Here is a 20,922-nt window from a genome sequence, read left to right on the forward strand (position 1 = left end):
AGGACGAGGGCGAAGTGGCCGGTTTCGACGATCATTTCACGACGCTCGCATTGGTGTCGGCGGTCTCGGGCATCGCCTGCCCCTCCTTCCACACCCCCTGTTTCTTCAGGGCGTCAGCGACCTCGCGCGGCATGTAGCGCTCGTCATGCTTGGCGAGCACGCTGTCGGCCTTGAAGATGCCGTCGGTGCCGACGGCGCCTTCGACGACGGCCCCTTGCCCTTCGCGGAACAGGTCCGGCAGCAAGCCGGTGTAGGCGACTTTCACGTCATGATGGGTGTCGGTGACGGCGAACTCGAAGGTCTGGTTGCCTTCTTTGACGAAGGTTCCAGCCTTCACCAGGCCGCCGATGCGTAGCCGGGTGCCGGGGATCGGCGCCTTCTGCGCATATTCGCTGGGGCCATAGAAGAAGACGATGGTATCGCTGAGCGCGAATAAAGTGAGGCCTACGGCTGCGCCGAACACGCCGAGCGCGGCGCCGATGAGGGTCAGTCGTCGTGTCTTGCGGGTCATCGCCCGTTACCCTTCGAGACCGAGTTCATGCGCCAGCGCGTCGATGCGCTTCTTTGCTTCCGTATCGGAGGCGAAATTGCGGCGCGCGTCGGCCAGCGCGCCCTTTGCCTTATCTTGCTCGTCGAGGACGCGATAGGCGCGGACAAGTCGCAGCCAGCCGTCGAGATCGGCACCGTTTTCCTTCAGGCGGTCGGCGAGGCCATCGACCATGCGATGGATCATCGCCTGCTGCTGATCGCCGGGAAGCTTCTGGATCGCGGCGGCCATCTTCGACTGGCCATCGACCGCCTGGCCGGCACCCGCCATCGGCGGCGCGGAGTCGGGCAAGGGCTCGCCGGCGAGATCGGCGATGCGCGTCTTGACCGTCGGCACCCAGGGCGCGTCCGGCGGCGAGGCGGCGACGAGCTTGCGCCAGATGTCCAAAGCCTTCGGCTTGTCGCCATCCTGCTGCGCGGAGAGACCGAGATAGAAATTGGCGCGCGGCAACGTCGGGTCGAGGGAAAAAGCCTTCTCGAACGAGCGCTTGGCGTCGGCGGTCACCACCCCACTGCCGCTGTAAACCTGGGCTTCGCCGAGACCGGCATAGCGATCGGCAGTCGGGCCGAGCAGCTCCAGCGCTTTGGTGTAGGCGCGCACCGCGTCGTCGGCGCGGCCAAGCCGCATGTAGGTCGGCGCCAGCACCTCATAGCCACGGCCGTCACCGGGCTCTTCACTGAGATGCCGCTCGATCTTGGCGATGGCGGTCGCCATGTCCATCTGCAGCGCCGGCACGGCGAGGCGCGCCTCAAGCGGCATGTCGGGAAGGTCGGGCTTGCCGACCTTGGTATAGAGGGCAAGCGCCATCACCGGGACGAATACCAACGACGCCAGGGCCACGAGGCGCACGGCGAATTGCGACGAGCGGGTTTCCGCGCCGCCATCGCGCTGGGCGGCGGCCATCAGCCGGCGTGCCGCTTCCGTCTTGGCAACGTCGGCCTCGTCCGATCCGATAATGCCGCGCGAGGCGTCGCGCTCGATCTCGGCCGCCTGAGCCTTGTAGAAAGCGACGTCGAGCTCGCGGCGATCGGTCGCCGCCAGCGCGCGCGAGAGCGGCCAGAGCACGCTGAACACAGCGACGCCGGTCAACAAGGCGAAAAGAACCCAAAGACTAATCAAACGCGTTCACCGGCCGCCTCATCCGAGGCCGATCGTCGCTCGGCCTTCTCACAATTTAACGTCGAGGCCCGGGCATGGAAAGACCGCTCGTTGTCGCTTCCGACTACCCGTTGGTCAGGCAACTGTACAGTCGGCGCAGACGCCGTCGATCTCGAAGACCTTGCGCTCAACCTTGAAGGCGCAGCCGACGGCGATCGCCGCGACCTCTTTCTCGATCGCCGCGCTGTCGATCTCCGAGCTGCGGCCGCACTTGACGCATGACAGTACGATGCCGTGATGATCATGGTCATGGCCGAGGTGGTCGCAGGCGATATAGGCCTGCCGGCTTTCGATCTTCACGACGAAGCCGTTGTCGACGAGAAAATCCAGCGTGCGATAGACGGTGGGCGGCGCGATGATGCGGCTCTGCATGTCGGATAGCTTCTGGATGATCGCATAGGCGCCGAGCGGCTGGTCTGAGCTCGCCAGAATACCGGCAACCTCGCGGCGAAGGGCCGTCATCTGCAGCCCGCGCTTGAGGCACAGCGCTTCGACTTGCGAAATCCAGGGTTGGCCGGGGGTCGTCTGCATCGTTACACCTTAACAAGTCCGACGCTCGCGGGGAAGCGGCATAGCCGCCATCCGCGAACGCCATAGCCGCATCCGTGGAAGCGGCACGGTCAGCTCGCCGGCAGGCGCAGTTCGGCGCGCAAACCCGATGTCGGGCTGGTCTCCAGGGTGAAAGCCCCGCCATAAATCCTGGCGAGATCGTCGACGATGGACAGACCTAGGCCGGATCCAGGCTTCGACTCGTCGAGCCGCTGTCCTCGCTTGATCGCCGCCGCCCGCAGACCGGGATCGAGGCCGGGTCCATCGTCATCGATCGTCACCCTAAAGTAGGCGCGTTCGGAGATCTTGTCGGTCTCGCCGCTGATGCCGATCGACACCGTGCTCTGCGCCCACTTGCCGGCATTGTCGACGAGATTGCCGATCATCTCCTCGAGGTCCTGCTTCTCGCCGAGAAAGCGGATGCCGGCGCCGCCCTCCTCGACGAAAACGAGGCCGCGGTCGTGATAGATCTTCTCGAACGTACGCACGAGGCCGCGGACGACAGGTTCGACTTCCGTCGCGCTCCCGATCTTGCGGGCGCTGACTGCGGCGCGGGCGCGCTCGAGATAATAGGCGACCTGGTCGCGCATCATCGTCGCCTGCTCGCTGACTTTCGCCGCGAAGCCGCCCTGCTCCCGTGCCGCCTCGTTGACGATGACGCTCAGCGGCGTTTTCAAGGCATGCGCCAGATTGCCGACCTGCGTCCGCGCCCGCTCGACGACGTCGCGGTTGGCCTCGATCATCAGGTTGAGTTCGCCGGCGAGCGGCGCGATGTCGCGCGGAAAGATGCCCTCGATCTTTTCATTGTCGCCGCGGCGGATGGCGATCACGCCCTCCTGCAGGCGCCGCAGCGGCTGCAGGCCGTAGCGCAGCTGCAGCGCCGAAGAGCCCACAAGCATGACCGCAAGGATCGCGAAGGTGATGGTGAGATCGATTTCGAACTGCAGCATCTGCGCCTCGATCTCCTCCGTCGTCGCAGCCACCTGCACGAGGTAGACGCCCTGGTCGCCGGTATCGATGATCCGCTCGACGATGCGCAGCGGTCGGTCGTCGGGCCCATTGGCATAGCCCCGGCGCGACCCGCCGAGCTCAGCCGGCACGCCGCTGTCGGCAAGCCTCGGCAGACGCGCGGCGAACAGCGAGCGCGACGCCTTGATGTCGGGCTTGGGCCCGTCGAGGCGGGTGATCTGCCAATACCAGCCGGAGAGGGTAAGTTCGAATTGCGGGTCCGCGAGCTGCCCGGACTCCGGGCGATCGGATTTGGCGTCGTCGCCCGGCGACGCGCTGGCGAGATCGGCGACCAGTGCACGAAGATAGACGCCGAGCCGCTCGTCGAAGGCGGCTTCGGCGGACGTGCGATAGACGGCCGTCAGGATCAAGCCGGCGATGAGCAGGATGGTGACGCTGAGAACCGTCGCCGAAATGAAGAGACGTGTCGCGAGAGAGCGTGTTCGCGGATCGCCAAACATCGGCGACGCTATCGCCCGACGATCGGGGCCGTGCCGGCTTTGCTTTTGTCCGCTGCGGGGCCCTCGGCGTTCACGAGATAGCCGAGCCCGCGCATGGTCTGAATGATGTCGACGCCGAGCTTGCGCCGCAAACGTCCGACGAACACCTCGATCGTGTTGGAGTCGCGATCGAAATCCTGGTCGTAGAGGTGGTCGACGATCTCGCTGCGCGACACCACCCGCCCGGAGTGGTGCATGAGATAGGACAGCAGCCGGTACTCGTGCGACGTCAGCTTGACCGCGTTGCCGTCGACCGACACGCGGCTGGCGCGGGTGTCGAGCTGGACCGGACCGCAGACGAGCTCGCTCGTCGCATGGCCGGCCGCCCGACGCAGTAGAGCGCGAACCCGTGCCAGAACCTCCTCCATGTGGAACGGCTTGGCGACGTAGTCGTCGGCACCGGCGTCGAAGCCCTTGACCTTGTCGCTCCAGCGATCCCGCGCCGTCAGAATGAGGATCGGCATCACCCGGCCAGCTTTGCGCCACTCGCCGATGATCGAGATGCCATCCTTTTTTGGCAGGCCGAGGTCGAGGATGACCGCATCGTAGGGCTCGGTCTCGCCGAGGAACGCACCCTCCTCGCCGTCATAGGCGCGATCGACGACATAGCCCGCCTCTTCCAACGCCCGGACAATCTGGCGATTGAGATCGAGATCGTCTTCTACGACCAGCAGACGCACGAATTAGCCCCTTGGTTCGAGTGAGTAGTGAAATCAATGGTCGTTAAAGGCGCCAAGCGACTGACCGCTGGTGGCGTTGATGTAGACGTGGATGATGTGGCCGTCACGGCGCAGCAGCGCGATCTCGTAGACGTAGTCCTCGTTCCAACGACAAAGCTTGGCCCGCAACGCCTCGCCCTGCACGCGGCCAGCGGCGCCGCGGAACAGACCGAAAGGCTCGCTTAAACGACGGGAAATGATCTTTTCTCGGGTCTCGGCGGGATTGAAACAGGTCCGGATCCGCGCGGGCTCGGGACGATGCATCGCTTCGACATGAGGATGCGGGCCCTCGACGAACGGCGGCGGCGGTGGACGCATCATCGGCGGTGGCGGCAATGGACGCACGAGCGGCGGCAAGGGCGGATGCATGGCATCAGCCGCGCGAGCGCAGGCGATACCGCCGACGAGCGCCACGAGAACCAAAGCCGCGATTTTCATGATCCGAGCGTCATCCTTCGGCCATGAATGCCCCATGAACGGAGCCTCCGATTGCTTGGGACAAGTGGAATATCAAACGCCTACCGATGGCAAGACGTTCGCCGCTCACATCGGAGTTGACGCGGTCACATCGGCTCCGGCGTGCCGTCTTCCCAGTCGACGATGTGCAGCGGATAGTCTTCCAGCTTCACCGTTTTTTCGCTGCCGTTGGTGCGCCCGCGGACGGAGATGCCGGCCTCGTGCACTGTGTCCGACGAACCCGAAATCAGGGGATGCCAGGCTTCGAGCGGACGTCCCTCCGCCACGAGTCTGTAGCCGCACGTCCGAGGCAGCCAGCCGATCGCACGGACCGACATCGGCGTCAGCTTGATACAGTCTCGGACCTTTTTGCGACGTGCCGGATAGTTGGAACAGGCGCAGGCCCCGGCATCGAACAGCTTACAGCCGATATCGGTGAGGAAGATCTGGCCGGTGTCTTCATCCTCGAGTTTGACGAGACAGCATTTGCCGCAGCGGTCACACAGGCTCTCCCACTCCGTCGGGGTCATCGCCTCAAGCGTCTTGGTCTGCCAGAACGGCCTATCATCCGGCATCGCATTAACGTCGTCAGGCGTCGCGGCAATCTGGATGTTTGTCTCAATTTGAGACGGATCGTGCGGCATAAGGATTGCCCTGAGCTAGCAGTGCGGAAAAGATGGTTGAGAGCGGGTTAAAGTCGACTTGCTCTTCGGCGCCGCCCTCGTCAAGACATGGCGACGAAAGCCCGCGGATGGAAACGCCGACACGATGAGAGAGCGGCCAAGCGTGTTCGAAAAATGGTCCGAGGCCCTGCGCGACGGACGCTGGCTGAAGAGCCTGCGCGCGTCACGGTTCGCACGGCGCATGTCCGATGCGATGCTCGCCCTGGACGGCTGGATCGATTCCTCCATCTACGAGAGCGGCCAGAACGGCAAGGCCGGCTTCGAAGCCTTCGCGATGTTCATGGACCGCTTCCATGTCTCGGGCCTGAAGCGGGTCGGCGTGGAACTGGCGTGCGAAGGGCTGACCCTCGGCGTGTTCGGCGGCATTCTCGCGCTCGCCCTTGCGGTTCCGGCATTCCAGCAGACCTCGGACGACTGGCTGAAAAAACAGGATCTCGCCGTCACCTTCCTCGATCGCTTCGGTCAGGAGGTCGGACGCCGCGGCATCCGCCATGACGACGCCGTCCCATTCGACGAACTACCGAGGAATTTGATTCAGGCCGTCATATCGACCGAGGACCGCCGGTTCTTCGATCATTTCGGCATCGACATCATCGGCACCATGCGAGCGCTTGCGGTCAACACCCGCGCCAGCGGCGTGGTGCAGGGCGGCTCCTCGCTGACCCAGCAGCTGGCCAAGAACCTGTTCCTTTCCAACGAGCGCACCGTCGAGCGCAAGGTCAACGAGGCCTTCCTCGCGCTGTGGCTCGAGTCGCATCTCAGCAAGCGGCAAATCCTCGGCCTCTACCTCGACCGCGCCTATCTCGGCGCCGGCACCTTCGGGGTCCAGGCGGCGTCCGAATTCTATTTCGGCAAGTCCGTCCGCGACCTCTCCCTGCCCGAGGCGGCCATGGTCGCCGGCCTGTTCAAGGCGCCGACGAAATACGCGCCGCACATCAACCTGCCCGCGGCGCGCGCCCGCGCCAACGACGTGCTCAACAATATGGTCGATGCCGGCTACCTCTCGGCGGGGCAGATCTATGCGGCGCAGCGCAATCCGGCGACGCCCGTGGATCGCCAGCGCGGGTCGAGTCCGGACTGGTACCTCGACTGGGCCTTTAACGAGATCAAGGGCATGGCCGCCGCCGGCAAGTTCGGCGACGAACGCGTGCTCACCGTACGCCTGGCGCTTGACCCGAATATCCAGCGCCATTCGGAAGAAACGATCGAGAACCAGCTGCGCGAATTCGGTCCGGCCTACCACGCCAAGCAGGCCGCGACCGTCATCATGGACCCAACCGGCGCCGTCCGCACCATCGTCGGCGGCCGCGACTACGGCGGCAGCCAGTTCAACCGTGCCACCGATGCGCTTCGTCAGCCGGGATCGTCGTTCAAGCCGTTCGTCTATCTGACAGCGCTGATGTCGGGGCGTTTTCACCCCTCGACGATGATCAGCGGCGCCTCGCTGTGCATCGGCAACTACTGCCCGCATAACTTCAAGAACGAGTCTGCCGGCCAGATCCCGCTGGTTACCGCGCTGATGAAGTCGCTGAACACGGTCGCCATCCGGCTGTCGATCGAGGTCGGAGACGCTGTGCCCGGCGCCAGCAACGTCTTTTCCCGTGCAAAATCCGGCCGCGCCAAAATCATTGCCACGGCCAAGCGGCTCGGGGTGACGACCCCCTTGGAGGATACCGTGTCGCTGCCGCTTGGCGCCGACGACGTCAACGTCATGGAGATGGCGTCGGCCTATGCCGGCTTCGCCAACGGCGGCAAGCGGGTCATTCCCTACGCTGCCATTTCGATCAGCAACGGGCGCGGCGACATCATCTATCGCCATGACCGCGACGCGCCTGCGCCGCAGCAGGTGGTCGATGCCAAGGCCGTCGCCGAACTCAACTGGATGCTGCATCAGAACGTGCTGGGCGGCACCGGTCGACGCGCGGCACTCGAGAACCACGAGGCGGCCGGCAAGACCGGCACGACAAACGGCTACAAGGACGCGTGGTTCGACGGATTCACCGGCAATTACGTCGCAGCCGTGTGGTTCGGCAACGACGACGACAGTCCGATGAAGGACATGACGGGCGGTACGCTACCGGCTGCGACGTGGCACGAGATCATGACCTACGCGCACCAAAACGTCGATCCGAAGCCGATCTTCGGCGTTCCGCTCTCGACCCCGGGCGTCAGGGTCGCCGCGGTGCCGCCGAGTGACAATGCCACCCCGGCCGAACCCAATATTCGACCCGCCACGCTGTCCAAGAACACGACCGAGGCGCTCGGGGCGATCGAATCGTCGATTCAGATCGTGCGTATGGGTCGGACGGTAACGAAGGCCGACCTCGATGGAAGGTCGGTCGCCCGCGTGGATCAGTCGAACGGCGTCCGCATCATCAATCTCCGCTGAGATTTGTTTCACTGCGTGGCGATCCGGTCTAATCCACGCTGATCGTTGAGATCTTCACGCGCGGGAGCGGGACCGAGTGGCGACCCTGTTGAAAATCGTCGCCGCCGGCACCGTCGGCGTCATGCTCGGCCTTCTCGTGACCATCGTCTCCCTCAGTCCCGCGACCCGCGGCCTTGTGGCGGGCCCCTGGCGCGGGTCGCCGCGGGAGGGGACGACCGATGTCGATCCCTACACCTTGGCCAGCATCAATCGCTCGGGAACGCTGCCGCTCGGAGCCGCCGAAGGCCTGAGCTTCGTGGCGACGGCGGATAGCGCCGGCGGCCCCTTGTCTCCCGAGTGCGACTATGCCGTCACGGGCGCGATGCCCGCGGCCCGATTCTGGACTCTTGGCGCCCTGACGCCGGATGGCTTTTCGATCCCCAATGCAGCGCAACGCTACGCGTTCACCTCGGCCGAGGTCCTGCGGCAAAATCGGGAACCCGTCCTGATCACCGTGGCGACGGAGGCGCGAAGCGGCAATTGGCTGCCGATCGGCAAACCGATGCCCTACGTCCTCGCCCTGCGTCTCTACGATACAGGTCTCAGTGCCGTCGGATCGACGTTCGATGCTGCGACATTGCCGCGGATCCAGAAGCTTCGGTGCCATTGATGAACCGGCTCATCGGCGTGCTGCCCTGGCTTCTTGCAACGCTTCTCGTGGCGGGGCTCACCCATTTCACGGCAATCCTCATCCTGCCGAAGGTCGCGACCCGCGATGCTTTCGATCGGCTGGCGGCGCAGGGTGGGGTTGATCACATGGTGCTGCTGCCGTCGAGCGGGCCGGATGGCACGGTGATTCCATTCCTCGACCCTGCGACGGTCCAAGGCCTATGCTTCTTCGATGTGGGAAAAACGCCGGTGCGGCTGAAGGCTCGTGTCGAGGCGGGCCGGCTGCTGACGCTGTCGTTCCGCACGCGGGAGGGTCGGATTTTTTACGCGATGACCGACCGAGCGGCATTGCACGACACGATTGACATCAGATTGGTGACGGAAAGCCAGCTGCAGCAGGTCGAAGCCGGCGACGACGAGGAACAAGGCCTGCCGTCCGAACTGCGGCTCAAGGCGCCGGCGCCGAAAGGGCTCATTGTGGCCACCGCGCTCGTCGCACGACCCGGCGACAGGCAGGAGGCAGAAGCCCGGATCAAGGCCATCGACTGTCGCCCGGAGCCGCTGGCGGCTCCGTAAGCGTTTAGGCGCGTTTCATGTCGCCATTCTTGTTCGGGCCCCGCCGCGGCTTGGTCGCCCGGCGCGGCGGCGTCACGCTGGCCAGAGCCGGATCGACGTCGGCGACCCGGGTGTAACGGACGCCCGTGAAGAACAGAACGCTTGCGCTCCCCTGCTGAGGAACTTCGCGCCGAACGGAAGAATTCGGGCGCGTCATGACGATGAGATCACCCACCTGCTGACTCCGTGAAAACCTTTCAGGCACGTTTATGCCGCGAAATTGATTTCACCGGTTCGCGGTTAACAAAACCCCAACAAATCGGGACTTGTTTTTACACGTTGTAAAAAGGTTACATCAAGCTTAACGGGACGCGCCGCAGCGTCAATAAAGTGTCGTACGACGCGATTTTCGGACTCGACGTCCCTGAAAACACTCGCGCTTTCTCGTTCAGCCAGCGAGATCGAGAAAGGATCGGCCGTGACGATCCTCGATCTCGACGATCCAAAGGTCGGGATCGAAACCGATTTCCCGCTTGAGACGCGCCTCGGCGTCTGGCGGATCGATCCACAGTTCCTTGTGCAGGCGGATGAAACGCCGATCCAAGCCGCGGTCCGACTCGGTCGAGGCGGCGACGCCAAATAACGCAGTCTCTCCGTCCAGCTTGTCGAGCTTGACGATGATCGCCCCGGCTTCTGGCGAGCCGCGGCGTCGAAGGTAGGCCGAGGCGCCTTCCACCTCGCAGCGCCGGATGTGAGCGGCCACCCAGAAATCGGCTCGCAGGCGCATCGCGTCATTCCATCGCTTTGCGGCGAGGGGGCGCCGCGATAAAGGGAAGGCCACAAAGCGGGAATGCCCGCGCAAAGCAAGTGAAGGACAGGCCCATGGCTTCGCTCGATTCGGTTCTCGCCAAGATCGATCAGAATCTCGACGCGGCCGTGGCCCGTCTGTTCGAATTCATCAAGATTCCCTCGGTTTCCACCGACCCGGCCTTCAATAACGACTGCCACCGGGCCGCTGCCTGGGCCGCGGCGGAACTGACGAGCCTCGGCTTCGAGGCCAGCGTCCGCGAGACCGAGGGCCTGCCGATGGTTGTCGGCCATGCCAAGGCGGCGCGGCCCGACGTGCCGCACGTTCTGTTCTACGGCCACTATGACGTCCAGCCGGCCGATCCGCTCGAGCTCTGGACGACGCCGCCCTTCGAGCCGCGCATCGTCGAGACACTGGCCGGACGGCAGCTCGTCGGCCGCGGCACCGCCGACGACAAGGGCCAGCTGATGACCTTCGTCGAGGCCTGCCGCGCGTTTCGCGAGACCGGCGAACTGCCGTGCCACATAACAATCCTGCTGGAAGGCGAGGAGGAGACGGGATCGCCATCGCTGCCGGCCTTCCTCGCCGCCAACAAGACCGAACTCCGCGCCGACATGGCGCTCGTCTGCGATACGTTGATGTGGGACAAGTCTACGCCAGCCATCACCACCATGCTGCGCGGCATGGTGCTCGAGGAGGTGGTGATCCACGGACCGAACCGCGACCTGCACTCCGGCATGTTCGGCGGCCCGGCGATCAACCCGATCCGCGTGCTCGCGAAGATTATCGCGGAGCTGCACGACGACACCGGCCGCATCACCATCCCGGAATTCTACGACGACGTCATCGAACTGCCGAACGAGATTGCCGACCAATGGCACGAGCTTCGGTTCGATGGCGCAAAATTCCTGGGCGACGTCGGCCTCTCGGTGCCGGCCGGCGAACACGGCCGCAGCGTTCTGGAAATGCTGTGGTCGCGGCCGACCTGCGAGATCAACGGGATCGTCGGCGGCTACACCGCCAAGGGCTCGAAGACGGTTCTGCCGGCCCAGGCCAGCGCCAAGTTCTCGTTCCGCCTCGTCGCCAATCAGAAACCGGACGAGGTGGCCAAAAATTTTCGCGCGTTCGTCATCGAGCGGCTGCCCGCGGACTGCCACGCTGAGTTCATCTCGCACGGCGCCTCCGGCGCCATCGCCCTGCCCTTCACCTCGGAGGCGCTGAACCGGACGCGTCGCGCGCTGCAGGTCGAGTGGGGCAAGGAACCTGTGCTCGCCGGCTGCGGCGGCTCGATCCCGATCGTCGGATCGTTCAAGAAAGACTTAAAAATGGACACGCTGATGGTCGGTTTTTCGCTGGAAGACGATCGTATCCACTCGCCGAACGAAAAGTACGAAATGTCGTCGTTTCACAAAGGCGCCCGCTCATGGGCGCGGATTTTGACAGCGCTTAGTCAGTAGCGCAGGGGGCTCTTCACCCGCGCACCGAAGAAGGGCAGCGCTCCTAAAGCCCGCTTCGCCCGGTCCGGCAGCGGCAGGGCGATGCCATAGGCATGTAGCGCGAAGAGCAGCACCGCCGCGTAGACCCCCGCGCCCAGCGCGCCGAGCGTGAGGAACGTGCCTTCGACCTGAAACCGCCCGATCATGCCGAACAGCGCCCACAGCGGCCCCGGCCCGAGCAGGGCGAAGACCGCCAGCACACCCGAGGCGATCGAAACCGCGGCCGCCGTGCGCCCGAGAAACACGTCCGGTTTCATGTCGCCGCGATGGACCGCGATGCCGACGAGCAGCAACAGGTTGAGCCAGTATCCGGCCGCCGTCGCCGCGGCCAGGCCGACGGCGCCGAACGAGCGAAACAGCAGCAGCTTCAACCCGACATTCAGCGCGTAGGACGCCAGGGTCACGATCATCGGCGTGCGCGTGTCCCCTTTGGCCTGAAAACTCGCGACCGCGGAGCGGGTCAGCACGACCGCCATCAGGCCGAATCCGTAGGCTTCCAGCACCGCCGCCGAGGCATCGGCCGCCTGGCCCGTGAAGGCGCCATGGTTGAAGACGGCCCGCATGATCCACTCCGGGATCATGATGAAGGCGACGAAGAACGGCGCGGTCAGCGCCAACGACAGAGCCATCGTTCGGTTCTGCGCGTGATAGGCGCCGGTGCGGTCGCCCGCGGCAAGCCGGCGGGCCATCTCCGGCAGCAGCACCGTACCAGCGGCGATGCCAATGACGCCGATCGGCAGCTGGTACATGCGGTCGGCGTAATAGACCGAGGACAGGCCGCCGGTCGGCAACATCGAGGCGATGATCGTGTCGGCGAAGACCGCGATCTGCGGCCCGGCCGATCCGATGATCGCCGGCCCCAGGCGGCCAAAGAATCGCTTCACCTCGGCCGTCATCTCTGGCCGGACGAGATGTTCCAGAATGCCGGCGCGCCAGGCGGCGTAGCCCGTCATCATCACCTGGAGCAGGCCGGAGACCACCGTCCCCCAGCTTGCCGCGATCCCGGCGTTGGGAAATATCGCATAGGCCGCGACAAAGGCGATCGTCGTCACGTTGAGCAGCACCGGCGCAAACGCGGCGGCGGCAAAGTAGCCGTTGGCATTCAGCGTGCCCTGCTGCAGCGTGTTGATGGTGATGAAGAGCAGGTAGGGAAAGGTGATCCGCGTCATCGTCACGGCGAGCGCGAATTTTTCCGGATTGTCGCGGAAGCCCGGTGCCAGCAGGTCGACGACATAGGGCATCGCCACCCACGCCATGGCCAGAAGCACGATCTGTGAGGCCAGCAGCATCGTAAAGATCTGGCTGGAGAAGCGATGCGCCGGCTCGCGGCCTTCCGTCTCCAGGATATGCGCGTAGGTCGGGACGTAGGCCGCGTTGAAGGCGCCCTCGCCGAAGATCGCGCGAAAATGGTTGGGCAGTCGCAGCGCCACGAGAAAGGCATCGGCCAACAGACCGGCACCGAGAAAGGTGCCGAGCATGATGTCGCGCAGAAAGCCCGTTCCTCGCGAGAGGAGCGTGAAGCCGCCGACCGAGAAGAGCGACCTATACATGGCCGCGGCGAATGTCCTGTCCGATGATGAGGGTCTGCGCCGTGGATATATCGAGGCCTTCGTCGATGCCCTGCCCGATCGGACCGACCCGCTCCTGGACAAGATACAGCGGCCGGCGCTTCACCTCGGCGAAGATGCGCCCGATGTACTCGCCGATGACGCCGAGCGAGAGCAATTGGACGCCGGCGAGGAAGGTCACGGACACGATCAGCGAGGCGAAGCCGGGCACATCCGTACCGAAAAAGAGGGTTTCACCGACAAAATAGATCGCCGTCGTCAGCGCAACGATCGAGATCGCGGTGCCGATGTAGGTCCACACCATCAACGGAAGCGTGGAAAACGACATCAGGCCGTCGAGCGCGAATCGCGTCAGCTTGCGGTAGCTGAATTTCGATACGCCGTGTGCCCGGGTCTCCACTTCGAAGGGCACGCCGATCGACTTGAACCCGATCCAGGCATAGAGACCTTTGTTAAAGCGCGCCCGCTCGCGCAGCGTACGCAGCGCGGCGACGGCCTGCGCATCGAGCAGGCGGAAGTCGCCGGCGCCTTCGGGCAAGGTGGTTTCGCCGACGGAGCCAAAGATCTTGTAGAATCGTTGCGTCAGCGCGCGGCGCAGGGGGCTGTCGTCACTGCGATCGACGCGCTGGCCGTAGACGTTTTTGTAGCCTTCACGCCAGCGCGCGACGAACTCCTCAATCATTTCTGGCGGGTGCTGAAGATCGGCATCGATGATCACGGTGGCAGCGCCGCTCGCATGGTCGAGACCGGCGGCAATGGCGACTTCCTTGCCGAAGTTGCGGCTGAACGAGACGCAGCCGACATTGCGATCCGCCATGTTGGCGCGATGGATCGCCAACATCGTATCGTCCGTCGAGCCGTCGTCGATGAAGATGATCTCGTAGGAGGTGACGCAGCGCATCAGGATCGGCACGAGCCTGGCGAGCAACGGCCCGATATTCTCCGCCTCGTTCAGCACGGGAATGACGACCGAAAGTTCCGTTCGCACGTCTTGTGCGGCATCGCCTGTCATTCAGAACCCCTTGAGCGCCGGCGCCGGGCACCGCATAAGCGCAAGACGTGTCGCGTCTCGCATGAAGCCTTCACGCCGATATCAGCTTTAGCGTCTTTCCACACCGGATGGAATTTCGCACAGGGATAACACTCTGCCTGACGCGGGCCTTACCTGACATGCCTGCCTTTCAAGGACCTTAAGCTTGGCGGATGCCCAAAAATCCTTTTCCTTCGCACTTTGCGCCGACGATTACGCGATGACGCCCGCGGTCAGCCGCGGCATTCTTGAAGCGCTCGACGCTGGTACGCTGAGCGGGACGAGCGTCATAACGACATCGCCGTGGTGGCCGGAAAGCGCCGCGGCGCTGCGGCCCTATGCCGAACGGGCCGACATCGGGCTGCACCTCAACCTGACGAGCGGTGCTCCGCTCGGGCCGATGCCGAATCTGGCACCGGGCAATCGGCTGCCGCCGATCGACCGGTTCATGCGCGGGGGCGCCCTTCCTTTGGCCGAGATCGACCTGGAAATCGGACGCCAGCTCGACACCTTTTCGTCAGTCTGGGGCGGCCCACCCGATCATCTCGACGGCCATCAGCATGTTCAGGTGTTTCCACCGATTCGCGACCTCGTGCTGCGCCACCTCGACCGCCGCGGGTGGCGCGGAAAGATCTGGCTGCGCGACAGTGCGGACCACCCGTTGCGGATCCTGGCCAGGGGCACGACGCTGAAGAAGGCACTCGGTCTGGCGTGGTTGGCGCGTGGGGCCGCCGGGGCGGCCAAGGCGGGCGGCTATGCCACGAACGATGGATTCGCAGGATTTTCGGACTTTCGTCCCGGTGAAGATTATGGCGCCGCGTTCTCGCGCTATCTCAAGAGGCCCGGGCCCCGGCACCTCGTTATGTGCCATCCCGGTTACGTCGACGACGCGCTGCGCGCGATCGATCCCGTCACCGAAAGCCGCGAACGGGAACTCGCGTTCCTGCTGTCGCCGGCCTTTCAGGACTGTCTCGACCATCGCGGCGCCAGACTGGCGCGATTTTCCCTCCTCCCGCCGCAGCGGGAGAAGGGCGTTGAGGTGACTTAAGCGGCCTTCGAATACAGCTCTTCCACGTATTCCCAGTTCACGAGATGATCGAGGAAGGCCTTGATGTAGTCGGGGCGGCGGTTGCGGTAATCGATGTAGTAGGAATGCTCCCAGACGTCGACGCCGAGAATCGGCACGCCGCCGTGGACCAGCGGATTCTCGCCGTTCGGCGTCTTGGCGATCTCAAGCTTCCCGTCCTTGACGACCAGCCAGGCCCAACCGGAGCCGAACTGCGTCACGCCGGCCTGGACGAACTGCTCCTTGAATGCGTCGAGCGAGCCGAAGGCATCGGTAATGCCCTTTTCGACAGAACCGGGCACCGCGCCGCCGCCGTTCGGCTTCATCCATTTCCAGAAATGGGTGTGATTGTAATGCTGGCCCGCATTGTTGAAGAGGCCGGCGTTCTTACCGTAGGATTCCTTGACGATCTCCTCGAGCGACTTGCCTTCGAGCCCGCTGTCCTTCAGCAGGTTGTTACCGGCCGTGACATAGGCCTGATGGTGCTTGTCGTGGTGAAACTCCAATGTTTCCTTGGACATGTAAGGCTGCAGGGCATCATAAGCATATGGTAGGGGCGGCAGAGTGAACGTCATGTACAAGCTCCTTGGCAAACACAGCCGATGACCCACCGGGTCGCCGTGCTGCTCGTGCTCTAATTAGAGGGCGACGGCGCAACCGGCAACGGGACCCGGTCAAACCATTTGAAAACCCGTTCGATCTTACGGTTTTTGCAAGACAGAGGATTTACAGCTAGATTGTCACAGTCAATGCGTGCCGCGCTCGGTGTTTTTGGGCGCGAAAGAGGTTCAATGGCCTATATCGTGCTTGCGCTCGGCGCGATCCTGTCGATCGGCGGTGCTCTGTCGATCTACCACGGCGCAGGCATCGTGGAGGTGGAGCGTGGTTGGACCGGCGTGATCGCCGGCGCAACGGCGTTGACCGGCGGCGTCGTCACGATCGCGCTCGGCCTGATCCTCAAGACACTTCTCGATCTGCGCCCGATGCTCGCGAGCCGCGCGGCTGTGCCGGAGCTTCCGGTCGACATCGCCGTCGCGCACGATTTCGATGCCCGCACCGCCGACGAACCTTCTCTTGCGCCTCCTGTCGGCGAGCCGACCTCTTTGATGACGGCCGAACTCGAAAGCGACATGCTGGCTGCCATTCTCGCACAGCCCGAACCTGCGATCGAAGCCGAACGGCCATTCGGCGCGCCCGCCGAGCGTCCGAAGGTTCGCTCGCTCCCCGTCGCCGACATTTTTGAACATTCGCGAAGTCTCCCGACAGGCGATCTAGCCCCGTTAGAGCAGGCTTCGGAGCCTGATCCTGTCGAATCTCCGGGGCCTCATCCCGAACCGGTCGCGGAAAAATCCCGCTTCAAGATCAACTTCAAGAGACAGCCAGCGCCGCCGCTGCCCGAGCCGAAGCCCGTCGAAGAGCCGGAAGGACCGGCGATGGACGACTGGCTCGACCGCGCCTTCTCCGCCCTCGACAACGAACCGCCGCCTGGTCCATCCGGCGCGCCGCCGCATCCGCACGAAGCAGCGCTCGTGCCCGCCGAGGATACGTTGGTCCATGCTGAACCGGCCTCGGCCGTGGCCGTAGCGGAACCCGATCCGCAACACGCGTTTCACGTCCCGGAACCTGCCCGGCACGAACCGCCGCCACCGCCGGCAGCAACCTCAACCGTGATCGGCCGCTATGAGGCGGATGGCACGTCCTATGTCATGTATGCGGACGGCTCGATCGAGGCGCAATCGGAGGCCGGCGTCTATCGGTTCAACTCCATGACCGAGCTGAAGGCATTTATCGAGAGCACAGCCTAAGGCCCGGCATCGCGACGCGATGCCCCGGTGCGAATGTCGGTTTGGCGCGTTAGAGGCTGAAGCCCTCTTCTCCGACGTTCCGAGATCATGACGAAGCACGACACCGCCGCCCCTTCCCTTGTCTGGTTCCGCAGCGACCTCAGGCTTGCCGACAATCCCGCGCTCCACGCAGCGATAGAGCGGGGCGCGCCGATTCTTTGCGCCTTCGTCCTCGAGGACGATAACGGTCTGCGGGCCCTGGGCGCGGCATCACTCTGGTGGCTGCACCATTCGCTGGAAGCGCTGGCCAAGGACCTGGAAAAGCACGGAGGCCGGCTCGACCTTTTTCAGGGCCGGTCCGGCACCATCACCCCGGCGCTCGCGGACGCGAGCAACGCTGGCGCGGTGTTCTGGAATCGGCGTTACGGCGGCGCCGCGATCAAGCACGACGAGGCGATCAAGACGGCCGTCGCCAGCGGCGACCGCCACGTCGAGAGCTTCAATGGCCGCCTGATCCACGAGCCCTGGGAAATCAAGACGAAAACCGGGGGCAGCTATGGCGTCTACACGCCGTATTGGAAGGCCGCGATCGCCCTGGGCGACACGTCGGAGCCGCTGCCCGCGCCGCGCAAGCTTAAGGCCGCGCCCTACCCGGCGGGTGGGCCAAAGCGTGTCAGCCTCAAGCAACTCGGCCTGCTGCCCGTCAAGCCTGACTGGGCCGCGGGATGGCTTGACGCCTGGACGCCAGGTGAGGCGGGCGCGCACGCGCGGCTGACCGATTTTCTCGATGGCGACCTTTCCCGCTACGAGCACGAGCGCAACCTGCTGTCGGTGAAGGGAACCTCGCACCTCTCCGCGCATCTGCGCTTCGGCGAGATCTCGCCACGCCAGATCGTGCATGCGGCCGAGGCCGCGGCGAAGAAGGAGCCGCACACCCGGGACGGCACCAAGAAGTTCGTGGCGGAGATCGGCTGGCGCGAATTCGACTACCACGTGATGTTTTATCACCCCGACGTTGCCGAGGTGAACCTGCACCGGCAGTTCGACAGGATGCCTTGGCGCGACGTGCCCAAGGCCGAGCTCGACGCCTGGAAGAAAGGCCAGACCGGCTATCCCGTCGTCGATGCCGGCATGCGCGAGCTCTGGGCTACCGGCTACATGCACAACCGCGTGCGGATGATCACCGCCTCATTCCTCATCAAGCATCTGATGTGCGATTGGCGGATCGGCGAAAAGTGGTTCTGGGATTGTCTCTGCGATGCCGATCCCGCCAACAACACCATGAACTGGCAGTGGGTGGCAGGCTCCGGTGCCGACGCCTCGCCGTTCTTCCGGATTTTCAATCCGGTGCTGCAGGGCCAAAAATTCGATCCTGACGGAGAGTACGTGAAGGCGCACGTGCCGGAACTAGCGAAGCTGCCGAAGGCTGCGATCCACGAGCCTTGGAAGGCAGACAGAAGCGTATTAGCGGCGGCGGGTGTCGAACTTGGCAAGACCTATCCGAAGCCCATCGTGGATCACGCCACAGGCCGTGCGCGGGCTTTAGCGGCTTACGAAAAGGTCAAGGGGTAGCGACCTGCTACCGCGCCCGTCGCGTCGCCCAGGCCATCACTGGAAAGAACAGCGCGTGCGGCAGCAGGCTCGCGACCTTGACCGCCCAGGCCAAACGCTTCGGAAAGGTGATCTCGAAGCCGCCGCGCGCGAGCCCGTCGCAGATGCATCGTGCAGCCTGATCTACCTCCATCATCAGAGGCATGTCGTAGTCGTTGGCTCCGGTCATCGCCGTGCGGACGAAACCGGGATTGACGATCTGAATCGTCAGGCCAGCCTGCTGGTACGTGAGCTTCAGCGCTTCGGCCACGTAGATCAGCGCGGATTTCGAGGCGCCATAGGCGAGCGAACCGGGAATGCCGCGATAACCGGCCAGCGACCCGACCAGCGCGATCTGCCCGCGGCCGCGCGGTAGCATGGCCTCCAGCAAAGGCCCGAGCCCGTAGATGGCGCCGCCGAGATTGGTCTCGATCGTGCGCCACACCACGTCGACGTCGAAGCCTTTGCGCTCCTCCGTGTGGTAGACGCCGGCGTTGAGCAAGGCGAGGGCGATCGGGCCGTGCGTTGCCTCGATCGCCGCGACGATGCGGGCCATCGCGGCGCGATCGGTGATGTCGCCGGGAAAGGCGAAGATGCGGTCTGGTGCTTCCAGCGCCAGCGCCTCGAGGTCTGCCGCCCGGCGCGCCGTCACGGCGACATGATAGCCCAGCCCGGCCAGATGCAGCGCCACCGCGCGGCCGATGCCAGCGCTGGCGCCGGTGATCCAGACGATGCCGTCTTGTGCTTTCGCGCGAAACATCGTTGAGAAAATTTCCCTTTGAAAGATCGCGGATAGGGAAACCTGTTCCGCCCGAAGCAGTATAAGTATCCCGACCCGTGTCACGTCGCCCGTGCGGCGCTCACCTTCGCGAAAGCACCATGGACCCAGTGATCTCCGTCGTCGATGCGATCGGCAACACGCCTCTGATCAAACTGCAGCATGCGTCCGCGACGACGGGATGCACCATTCTGGGCAAAGCCGAATTCATGAACCCCGGCGGGTCGGTCAAGGACCGCGCCGGTCTCGCCATCATCCACGATGCGATCGCCCGTGGCGTGCTGAAGCCCGGCGGCACGATCGTCGAAGGCACGGCCGGCAATACCGGGATCGGTATCGCCCTGGTCGCCAACGCGCTCGGCTTCAAGACGGTGATCGTCATTCCCGACACGCAAAGCCAGGAAAAGAAGGACATGCTGCGCCTGCAGGGCGCGGAGCTGATCGAGGTTCCGGCCGTCCCCTATTCCAACCCGAACAACTACGTGCATCTCTCCGGTCGCCTCGCCGAGCGGCTCGCCAAGGAGCTGCCGAACGGCGCGATCTGGGCCAACCAGTTCGACAATGTCGCGAACCGCGAGGGTCATCGGCTGACGACCGGCCCGGAGATCTGGCGGCAGACCGGCGGCAAGATCGATGGCTTCACCTGCGCGGTCGGGACCGGCGGGACGCTGGCGGGCGTCGCGATGGCGCTGAAGGCGGAGAACCCCGCGATCCAGATTGCGATCACCGACCCGATGGGGTCTGCCCTCTACGAATTCTACAAGAATGGCGCGCTGCACGCGGAAGGCTCCTCGATCACCGAGGGCATCGGCCAGGGCCGGATCACTGCCAATCTAGTCGATGCGCCGATCGATCGCGCCTTCCGCGTGACCGACGAAGACGCCTTGCCGATCGTCTTCGACCTGGCCGAGCATGAAGGGCTTCTTCTTGGCGGCTCTTCGGGCATCAACGTCGCCGGCGCCATCCTTCTCGCCCGTGACCTGGGGCCGGGTCACACCATCGTGACGATCCTCTGCGACGGCGGCGCGCGCTACCAGTCCAAACTGTTCAACCCGACGTTCCTGCGGGAAAAGCACCTGCCCGTCCCCGGCTGGCTCGGTCATCCTCCGAGCATCGATCCCGGCTACGTCTAGACCTTGCAACGCCAGTTCATGAGGCTAACCATGGCAAAAAACACCTTCGTCACTCCGGCGTGGCTGTCGGATCACCTCGCCGATGCCGACGTCATTGCGGTCGATGGCAGCTTCTTCTTGCCTGACGAGGGCAAGGATGCGGACACGGAGTTCCGTGCCGCCCATATCCCGGGCGCCGTGCGCTTCGACGTCGACACGATCGCCGATCCCACAAGCAGCCTTCCCCACATGCTGCCGGATGCCGAAACTTTTGCTGCAAAGGTCGGCGCGTTGGGGATTGGCGATGACATGACGATCGTCATCTATGATTCCACGCACCTTATCGGGGGCGCCCGTGTGTGGTGGATGTTCAATCACTATGGCGCGAAAGACGTGCATCTCCTGGAGGGCGGGCTCGCGGCCTGGACGGGCAGTGGATACCCGGTGGAAACGGGGGCATCGACGCGCCCCGCGACAG

General features: G+C 64.4%; 22 protein-coding genes. 9 read left to right on the forward strand and 13 right to left on the reverse strand.

Annotated elements, in window-relative coordinates; genetic code table 11:
- Window positions 1-31: 31 nt before the first annotated feature.
- The 7 genes from ccmE to GSQ79_RS17725 form a co-directional block, all read right to left on the reverse strand.
- Window positions 32-511 (reverse strand): cytochrome c maturation protein CcmE, encoded by a 480-nt coding sequence (ccmE, locus tag GSQ79_RS17695; protein WP_158809999.1) that lies wholly within the window; start codon window positions 509-511, stop codon window positions 32-34.
- 6 nt (window positions 512-517) lie between these two features.
- Window positions 518-1,666, reverse strand: coding sequence for a c-type cytochrome biogenesis protein CcmI (gene ccmI, locus GSQ79_RS17700; protein WP_256379035.1), 1,149 nt, complete (start codon window positions 1,664-1,666; stop codon window positions 518-520).
- A gap of 114 nt (window positions 1,667-1,780) precedes the next feature.
- The gene (locus tag GSQ79_RS17705; RefSeq protein WP_158810000.1) at window positions 1,781-2,236 is read right to left on the reverse strand and encodes a Fur family transcriptional regulator; all 456 of its coding nucleotides are present in this window, start codon (window positions 2,234-2,236) and stop codon (window positions 1,781-1,783) included.
- Window positions 2,237-2,325: 89 nt separating this feature from the next.
- Window positions 2,326-3,723, reverse strand: coding sequence for a sensor histidine kinase (locus GSQ79_RS17710; protein ID WP_158810001.1), 1,398 nt, complete (start codon window positions 3,721-3,723; stop codon window positions 2,326-2,328).
- 8 nt (window positions 3,724-3,731) lie between these two features.
- Entirely contained in the window at window positions 3,732-4,442 is a 711-nt protein-coding gene (locus GSQ79_RS17715; RefSeq protein WP_158810002.1) for a response regulator transcription factor, read from the reverse strand.
- A 33-nt stretch (window positions 4,443-4,475) separates the two neighbouring features.
- Window positions 4,476-4,919 (reverse strand): PepSY domain-containing protein, encoded by a 444-nt coding sequence (locus tag GSQ79_RS17720; RefSeq protein WP_158810003.1) that lies wholly within the window; start codon window positions 4,917-4,919, stop codon window positions 4,476-4,478.
- Between the two features lie 125 nt (window positions 4,920-5,044).
- Complete coding sequence (locus tag GSQ79_RS17725) at window positions 5,045-5,512, reverse strand: YcgN family cysteine cluster protein (RefSeq protein ID WP_246725410.1); 468 nt, start codon at window positions 5,510-5,512, stop codon at window positions 5,045-5,047.
- Window positions 5,513-5,705: 193 nt separating this feature from the next.
- On the opposite strand from GSQ79_RS17725, the gene GSQ79_RS17730 reads away from it, so the two are divergent.
- The 3 genes from GSQ79_RS17730 to GSQ79_RS17740 all read left to right on the forward strand — a co-directional run bounded on the left by GSQ79_RS17730 (window position 5,706) and on the right by GSQ79_RS17740 (window position 9,233).
- Window positions 5,706-8,009, forward strand: coding sequence for a transglycosylase domain-containing protein (locus tag GSQ79_RS17730; protein ID WP_158810005.1), 2,304 nt, complete (start codon window positions 5,706-5,708; stop codon window positions 8,007-8,009).
- A 76-nt stretch (window positions 8,010-8,085) separates the two neighbouring features.
- Window positions 8,086-8,658 carry a DUF1214 domain-containing protein gene (locus GSQ79_RS17735; protein WP_246725411.1) on the forward strand — a complete coding sequence of 191 codons (573 nt, stop codon included), beginning with the start codon at window positions 8,086-8,088 and terminating at the stop codon, window positions 8,656-8,658.
- On the forward strand, window positions 8,658-9,233 hold the full coding sequence (locus GSQ79_RS17740; protein ID WP_158810006.1) for a hypothetical protein: 576 nt from the start codon (window positions 8,658-8,660) through the stop codon (window positions 9,231-9,233). Before GSQ79_RS17735 ends, GSQ79_RS17740 begins: the two co-directional genes overlap by 1 nt.
- 4 nt (window positions 9,234-9,237) lie before the next feature.
- Here the strand turns inward: GSQ79_RS17740 and GSQ79_RS17745 are convergent, their stop codons facing one another.
- Window positions 9,238-9,447, reverse strand: coding sequence for a hypothetical protein (locus tag GSQ79_RS17745; RefSeq protein ID WP_158810007.1), 210 nt, complete (start codon window positions 9,445-9,447; stop codon window positions 9,238-9,240).
- Between the two features lie 213 nt (window positions 9,448-9,660).
- Entirely contained in the window at window positions 9,661-9,999 is a 339-nt protein-coding gene (locus GSQ79_RS17750; protein ID WP_158810008.1) for a DUF1491 family protein, read from the reverse strand.
- A 95-nt stretch (window positions 10,000-10,094) separates the two neighbouring features.
- Here GSQ79_RS17750 and GSQ79_RS17755 point away from each other — a divergent pair, with 95 nt between their 5' ends.
- Entirely contained in the window at window positions 10,095-11,477 is a 1,383-nt protein-coding gene (locus tag GSQ79_RS17755; RefSeq protein ID WP_158810009.1) for a M20/M25/M40 family metallo-hydrolase, read from the forward strand.
- On the opposite strand, the gene murJ is transcribed toward GSQ79_RS17755, so the two are convergent.
- On the reverse strand, window positions 11,471-13,066 hold the full coding sequence (murJ, locus tag GSQ79_RS17760; protein ID WP_158810010.1) for a murein biosynthesis integral membrane protein MurJ: 1,596 nt from the start codon (window positions 13,064-13,066) through the stop codon (window positions 11,471-11,473). The genes GSQ79_RS17755 and murJ overlap by 7 nt on opposite strands.
- Window positions 13,059-14,096: a glycosyltransferase family 2 protein gene (locus GSQ79_RS17765; protein ID WP_158810011.1), complete on the reverse strand. Its 1,038-nt coding sequence runs from the start codon at window positions 14,094-14,096 to the stop codon at window positions 13,059-13,061. The genes murJ and GSQ79_RS17765 overlap by 8 nt, the downstream gene beginning before the upstream one ends.
- A 184-nt stretch (window positions 14,097-14,280) precedes the next feature.
- Here GSQ79_RS17765 and GSQ79_RS17770 point away from each other — a divergent pair, with 184 nt between their 5' ends.
- Window positions 14,281-15,162 carry a ChbG/HpnK family deacetylase gene (locus GSQ79_RS17770; RefSeq protein ID WP_246725412.1) on the forward strand — a complete coding sequence of 294 codons (882 nt, stop codon included), beginning with the start codon at window positions 14,281-14,283 and terminating at the stop codon, window positions 15,160-15,162.
- Here GSQ79_RS17770 and GSQ79_RS17775 read toward each other — a convergent pair.
- Window positions 15,159-15,755, reverse strand: a complete 597-nt coding sequence (locus GSQ79_RS17775) for a superoxide dismutase (RefSeq protein ID WP_158810012.1) — start codon at window positions 15,753-15,755, stop codon at window positions 15,159-15,161. The two genes, GSQ79_RS17770 and GSQ79_RS17775, sit on opposite strands and share 4 nt — an antisense overlap.
- 216 nt (window positions 15,756-15,971) lie before the next feature.
- Here GSQ79_RS17775 and GSQ79_RS17780 point away from each other — a divergent pair, with 216 nt between their 5' ends.
- Window positions 15,972-16,985, forward strand: a complete 1,014-nt coding sequence (locus tag GSQ79_RS17780) for a hypothetical protein (RefSeq protein ID WP_158810013.1) — start codon at window positions 15,972-15,974, stop codon at window positions 16,983-16,985.
- A gap of 87 nt (window positions 16,986-17,072) precedes the next feature.
- A complete protein-coding gene (locus GSQ79_RS17785; RefSeq protein ID WP_158810014.1) occupies window positions 17,073-18,536 on the forward strand; it encodes a deoxyribodipyrimidine photo-lyase in 1,464 nt (487 codons plus the stop codon).
- Window positions 18,537-18,543: 7 nt separating this feature from the next.
- Here GSQ79_RS17785 and GSQ79_RS17790 read toward each other — a convergent pair whose 3' ends face one another.
- Complete coding sequence (locus GSQ79_RS17790) at window positions 18,544-19,314, reverse strand: SDR family NAD(P)-dependent oxidoreductase (protein ID WP_158810015.1); 771 nt, start codon at window positions 19,312-19,314, stop codon at window positions 18,544-18,546.
- A gap of 119 nt (window positions 19,315-19,433) precedes the next feature.
- On the opposite strand from GSQ79_RS17790, the gene GSQ79_RS17795 reads away from it, so the two are divergent.
- Together GSQ79_RS17795 and GSQ79_RS17800 are read left to right on the forward strand one after the other, a co-directional pair.
- Complete coding sequence (locus GSQ79_RS17795; protein WP_158810016.1) at window positions 19,434-20,465, forward strand: cysteine synthase A; 1,032 nt, start codon at window positions 19,434-19,436, stop codon at window positions 20,463-20,465.
- Window positions 20,466-20,495: 30 nt separating this feature from the next.
- The coding region (locus GSQ79_RS17800) for a rhodanese-like domain-containing protein (RefSeq protein WP_256379036.1) at window positions 20,496-20,922 on the forward strand (427 nt) is incomplete at its 3' end.

It is taken from the genome of Beijerinckia sp. L45 (assembly GCF_009765775.1).
In the GTDB taxonomy this organism is placed as follows: Bacteria; Pseudomonadota; Alphaproteobacteria; order Rhizobiales; family Beijerinckiaceae; genus RH-AL1.

Bases quoted from the DNA above. Each gene is read 5' to 3' on its own strand.
- ccmE (WP_158809999.1), bottom strand. From the start codon at position 511: ATGACCCGCAAGACACGACGACTGACCCTCATCGGCGCCGCGCTCGGC.
- GSQ79_RS17705 (WP_158810000.1), bottom strand. From the start codon at position 2,236: ATGCAGACGACCCCCGGCCAACCCTGGATTTCGCAAGTCGAAGCGCTG.
- GSQ79_RS17710 (WP_158810001.1), bottom strand. From the start codon at position 3,723: ATGTTTGGCGATCCGCGAACACGCTCTCTCGCGACACGTCTCTTCATT.
- GSQ79_RS17720 (WP_158810003.1), bottom strand. From the start codon at position 4,919: ATGAAAATCGCGGCTTTGGTTCTCGTGGCGCTCGTCGGCGGTATCGCC.
- GSQ79_RS17725 (WP_246725410.1), bottom strand. From the start codon at position 5,512: ATGCCGGATGATAGGCCGTTCTGGCAGACCAAGACGCTTGAGGCGATG.
- GSQ79_RS17730 (WP_158810005.1), top strand. From the start codon at position 5,706: ATGAGAGAGCGGCCAAGCGTGTTCGAAAAATGGTCCGAGGCCCTGCGC.
- GSQ79_RS17740 (WP_158810006.1), top strand. From the start codon at position 8,658: ATGAACCGGCTCATCGGCGTGCTGCCCTGGCTTCTTGCAACGCTTCTC.
- GSQ79_RS17750 (WP_158810008.1), bottom strand. From the start codon at position 9,999: ATGCGCCTGCGAGCCGATTTCTGGGTGGCCGCTCACATCCGGCGCTGC.
- GSQ79_RS17755 (WP_158810009.1), top strand. From the start codon at position 10,095: ATGGCTTCGCTCGATTCGGTTCTCGCCAAGATCGATCAGAATCTCGAC.
- murJ (WP_158810010.1), bottom strand. From the start codon at position 13,066: ATGTATAGGTCGCTCTTCTCGGTCGGCGGCTTCACGCTCCTCTCGCGA.
- GSQ79_RS17765 (WP_158810011.1), bottom strand. From the start codon at position 14,096: ATGACAGGCGATGCCGCACAAGACGTGCGAACGGAACTTTCGGTCGTC.
- GSQ79_RS17775 (WP_158810012.1), bottom strand. From the start codon at position 15,755: ATGACGTTCACTCTGCCGCCCCTACCATATGCTTATGATGCCCTGCAG.
- GSQ79_RS17780 (WP_158810013.1), top strand. From the start codon at position 15,972: ATGGCCTATATCGTGCTTGCGCTCGGCGCGATCCTGTCGATCGGCGGT.
- GSQ79_RS17785 (WP_158810014.1), top strand. From the start codon at position 17,073: ATGACGAAGCACGACACCGCCGCCCCTTCCCTTGTCTGGTTCCGCAGC.
- GSQ79_RS17790 (WP_158810015.1), bottom strand. From the start codon at position 19,314: ATGTTTCGCGCGAAAGCACAAGACGGCATCGTCTGGATCACCGGCGCC.
- GSQ79_RS17795 (WP_158810016.1), top strand. From the start codon at position 19,434: ATGGACCCAGTGATCTCCGTCGTCGATGCGATCGGCAACACGCCTCTG.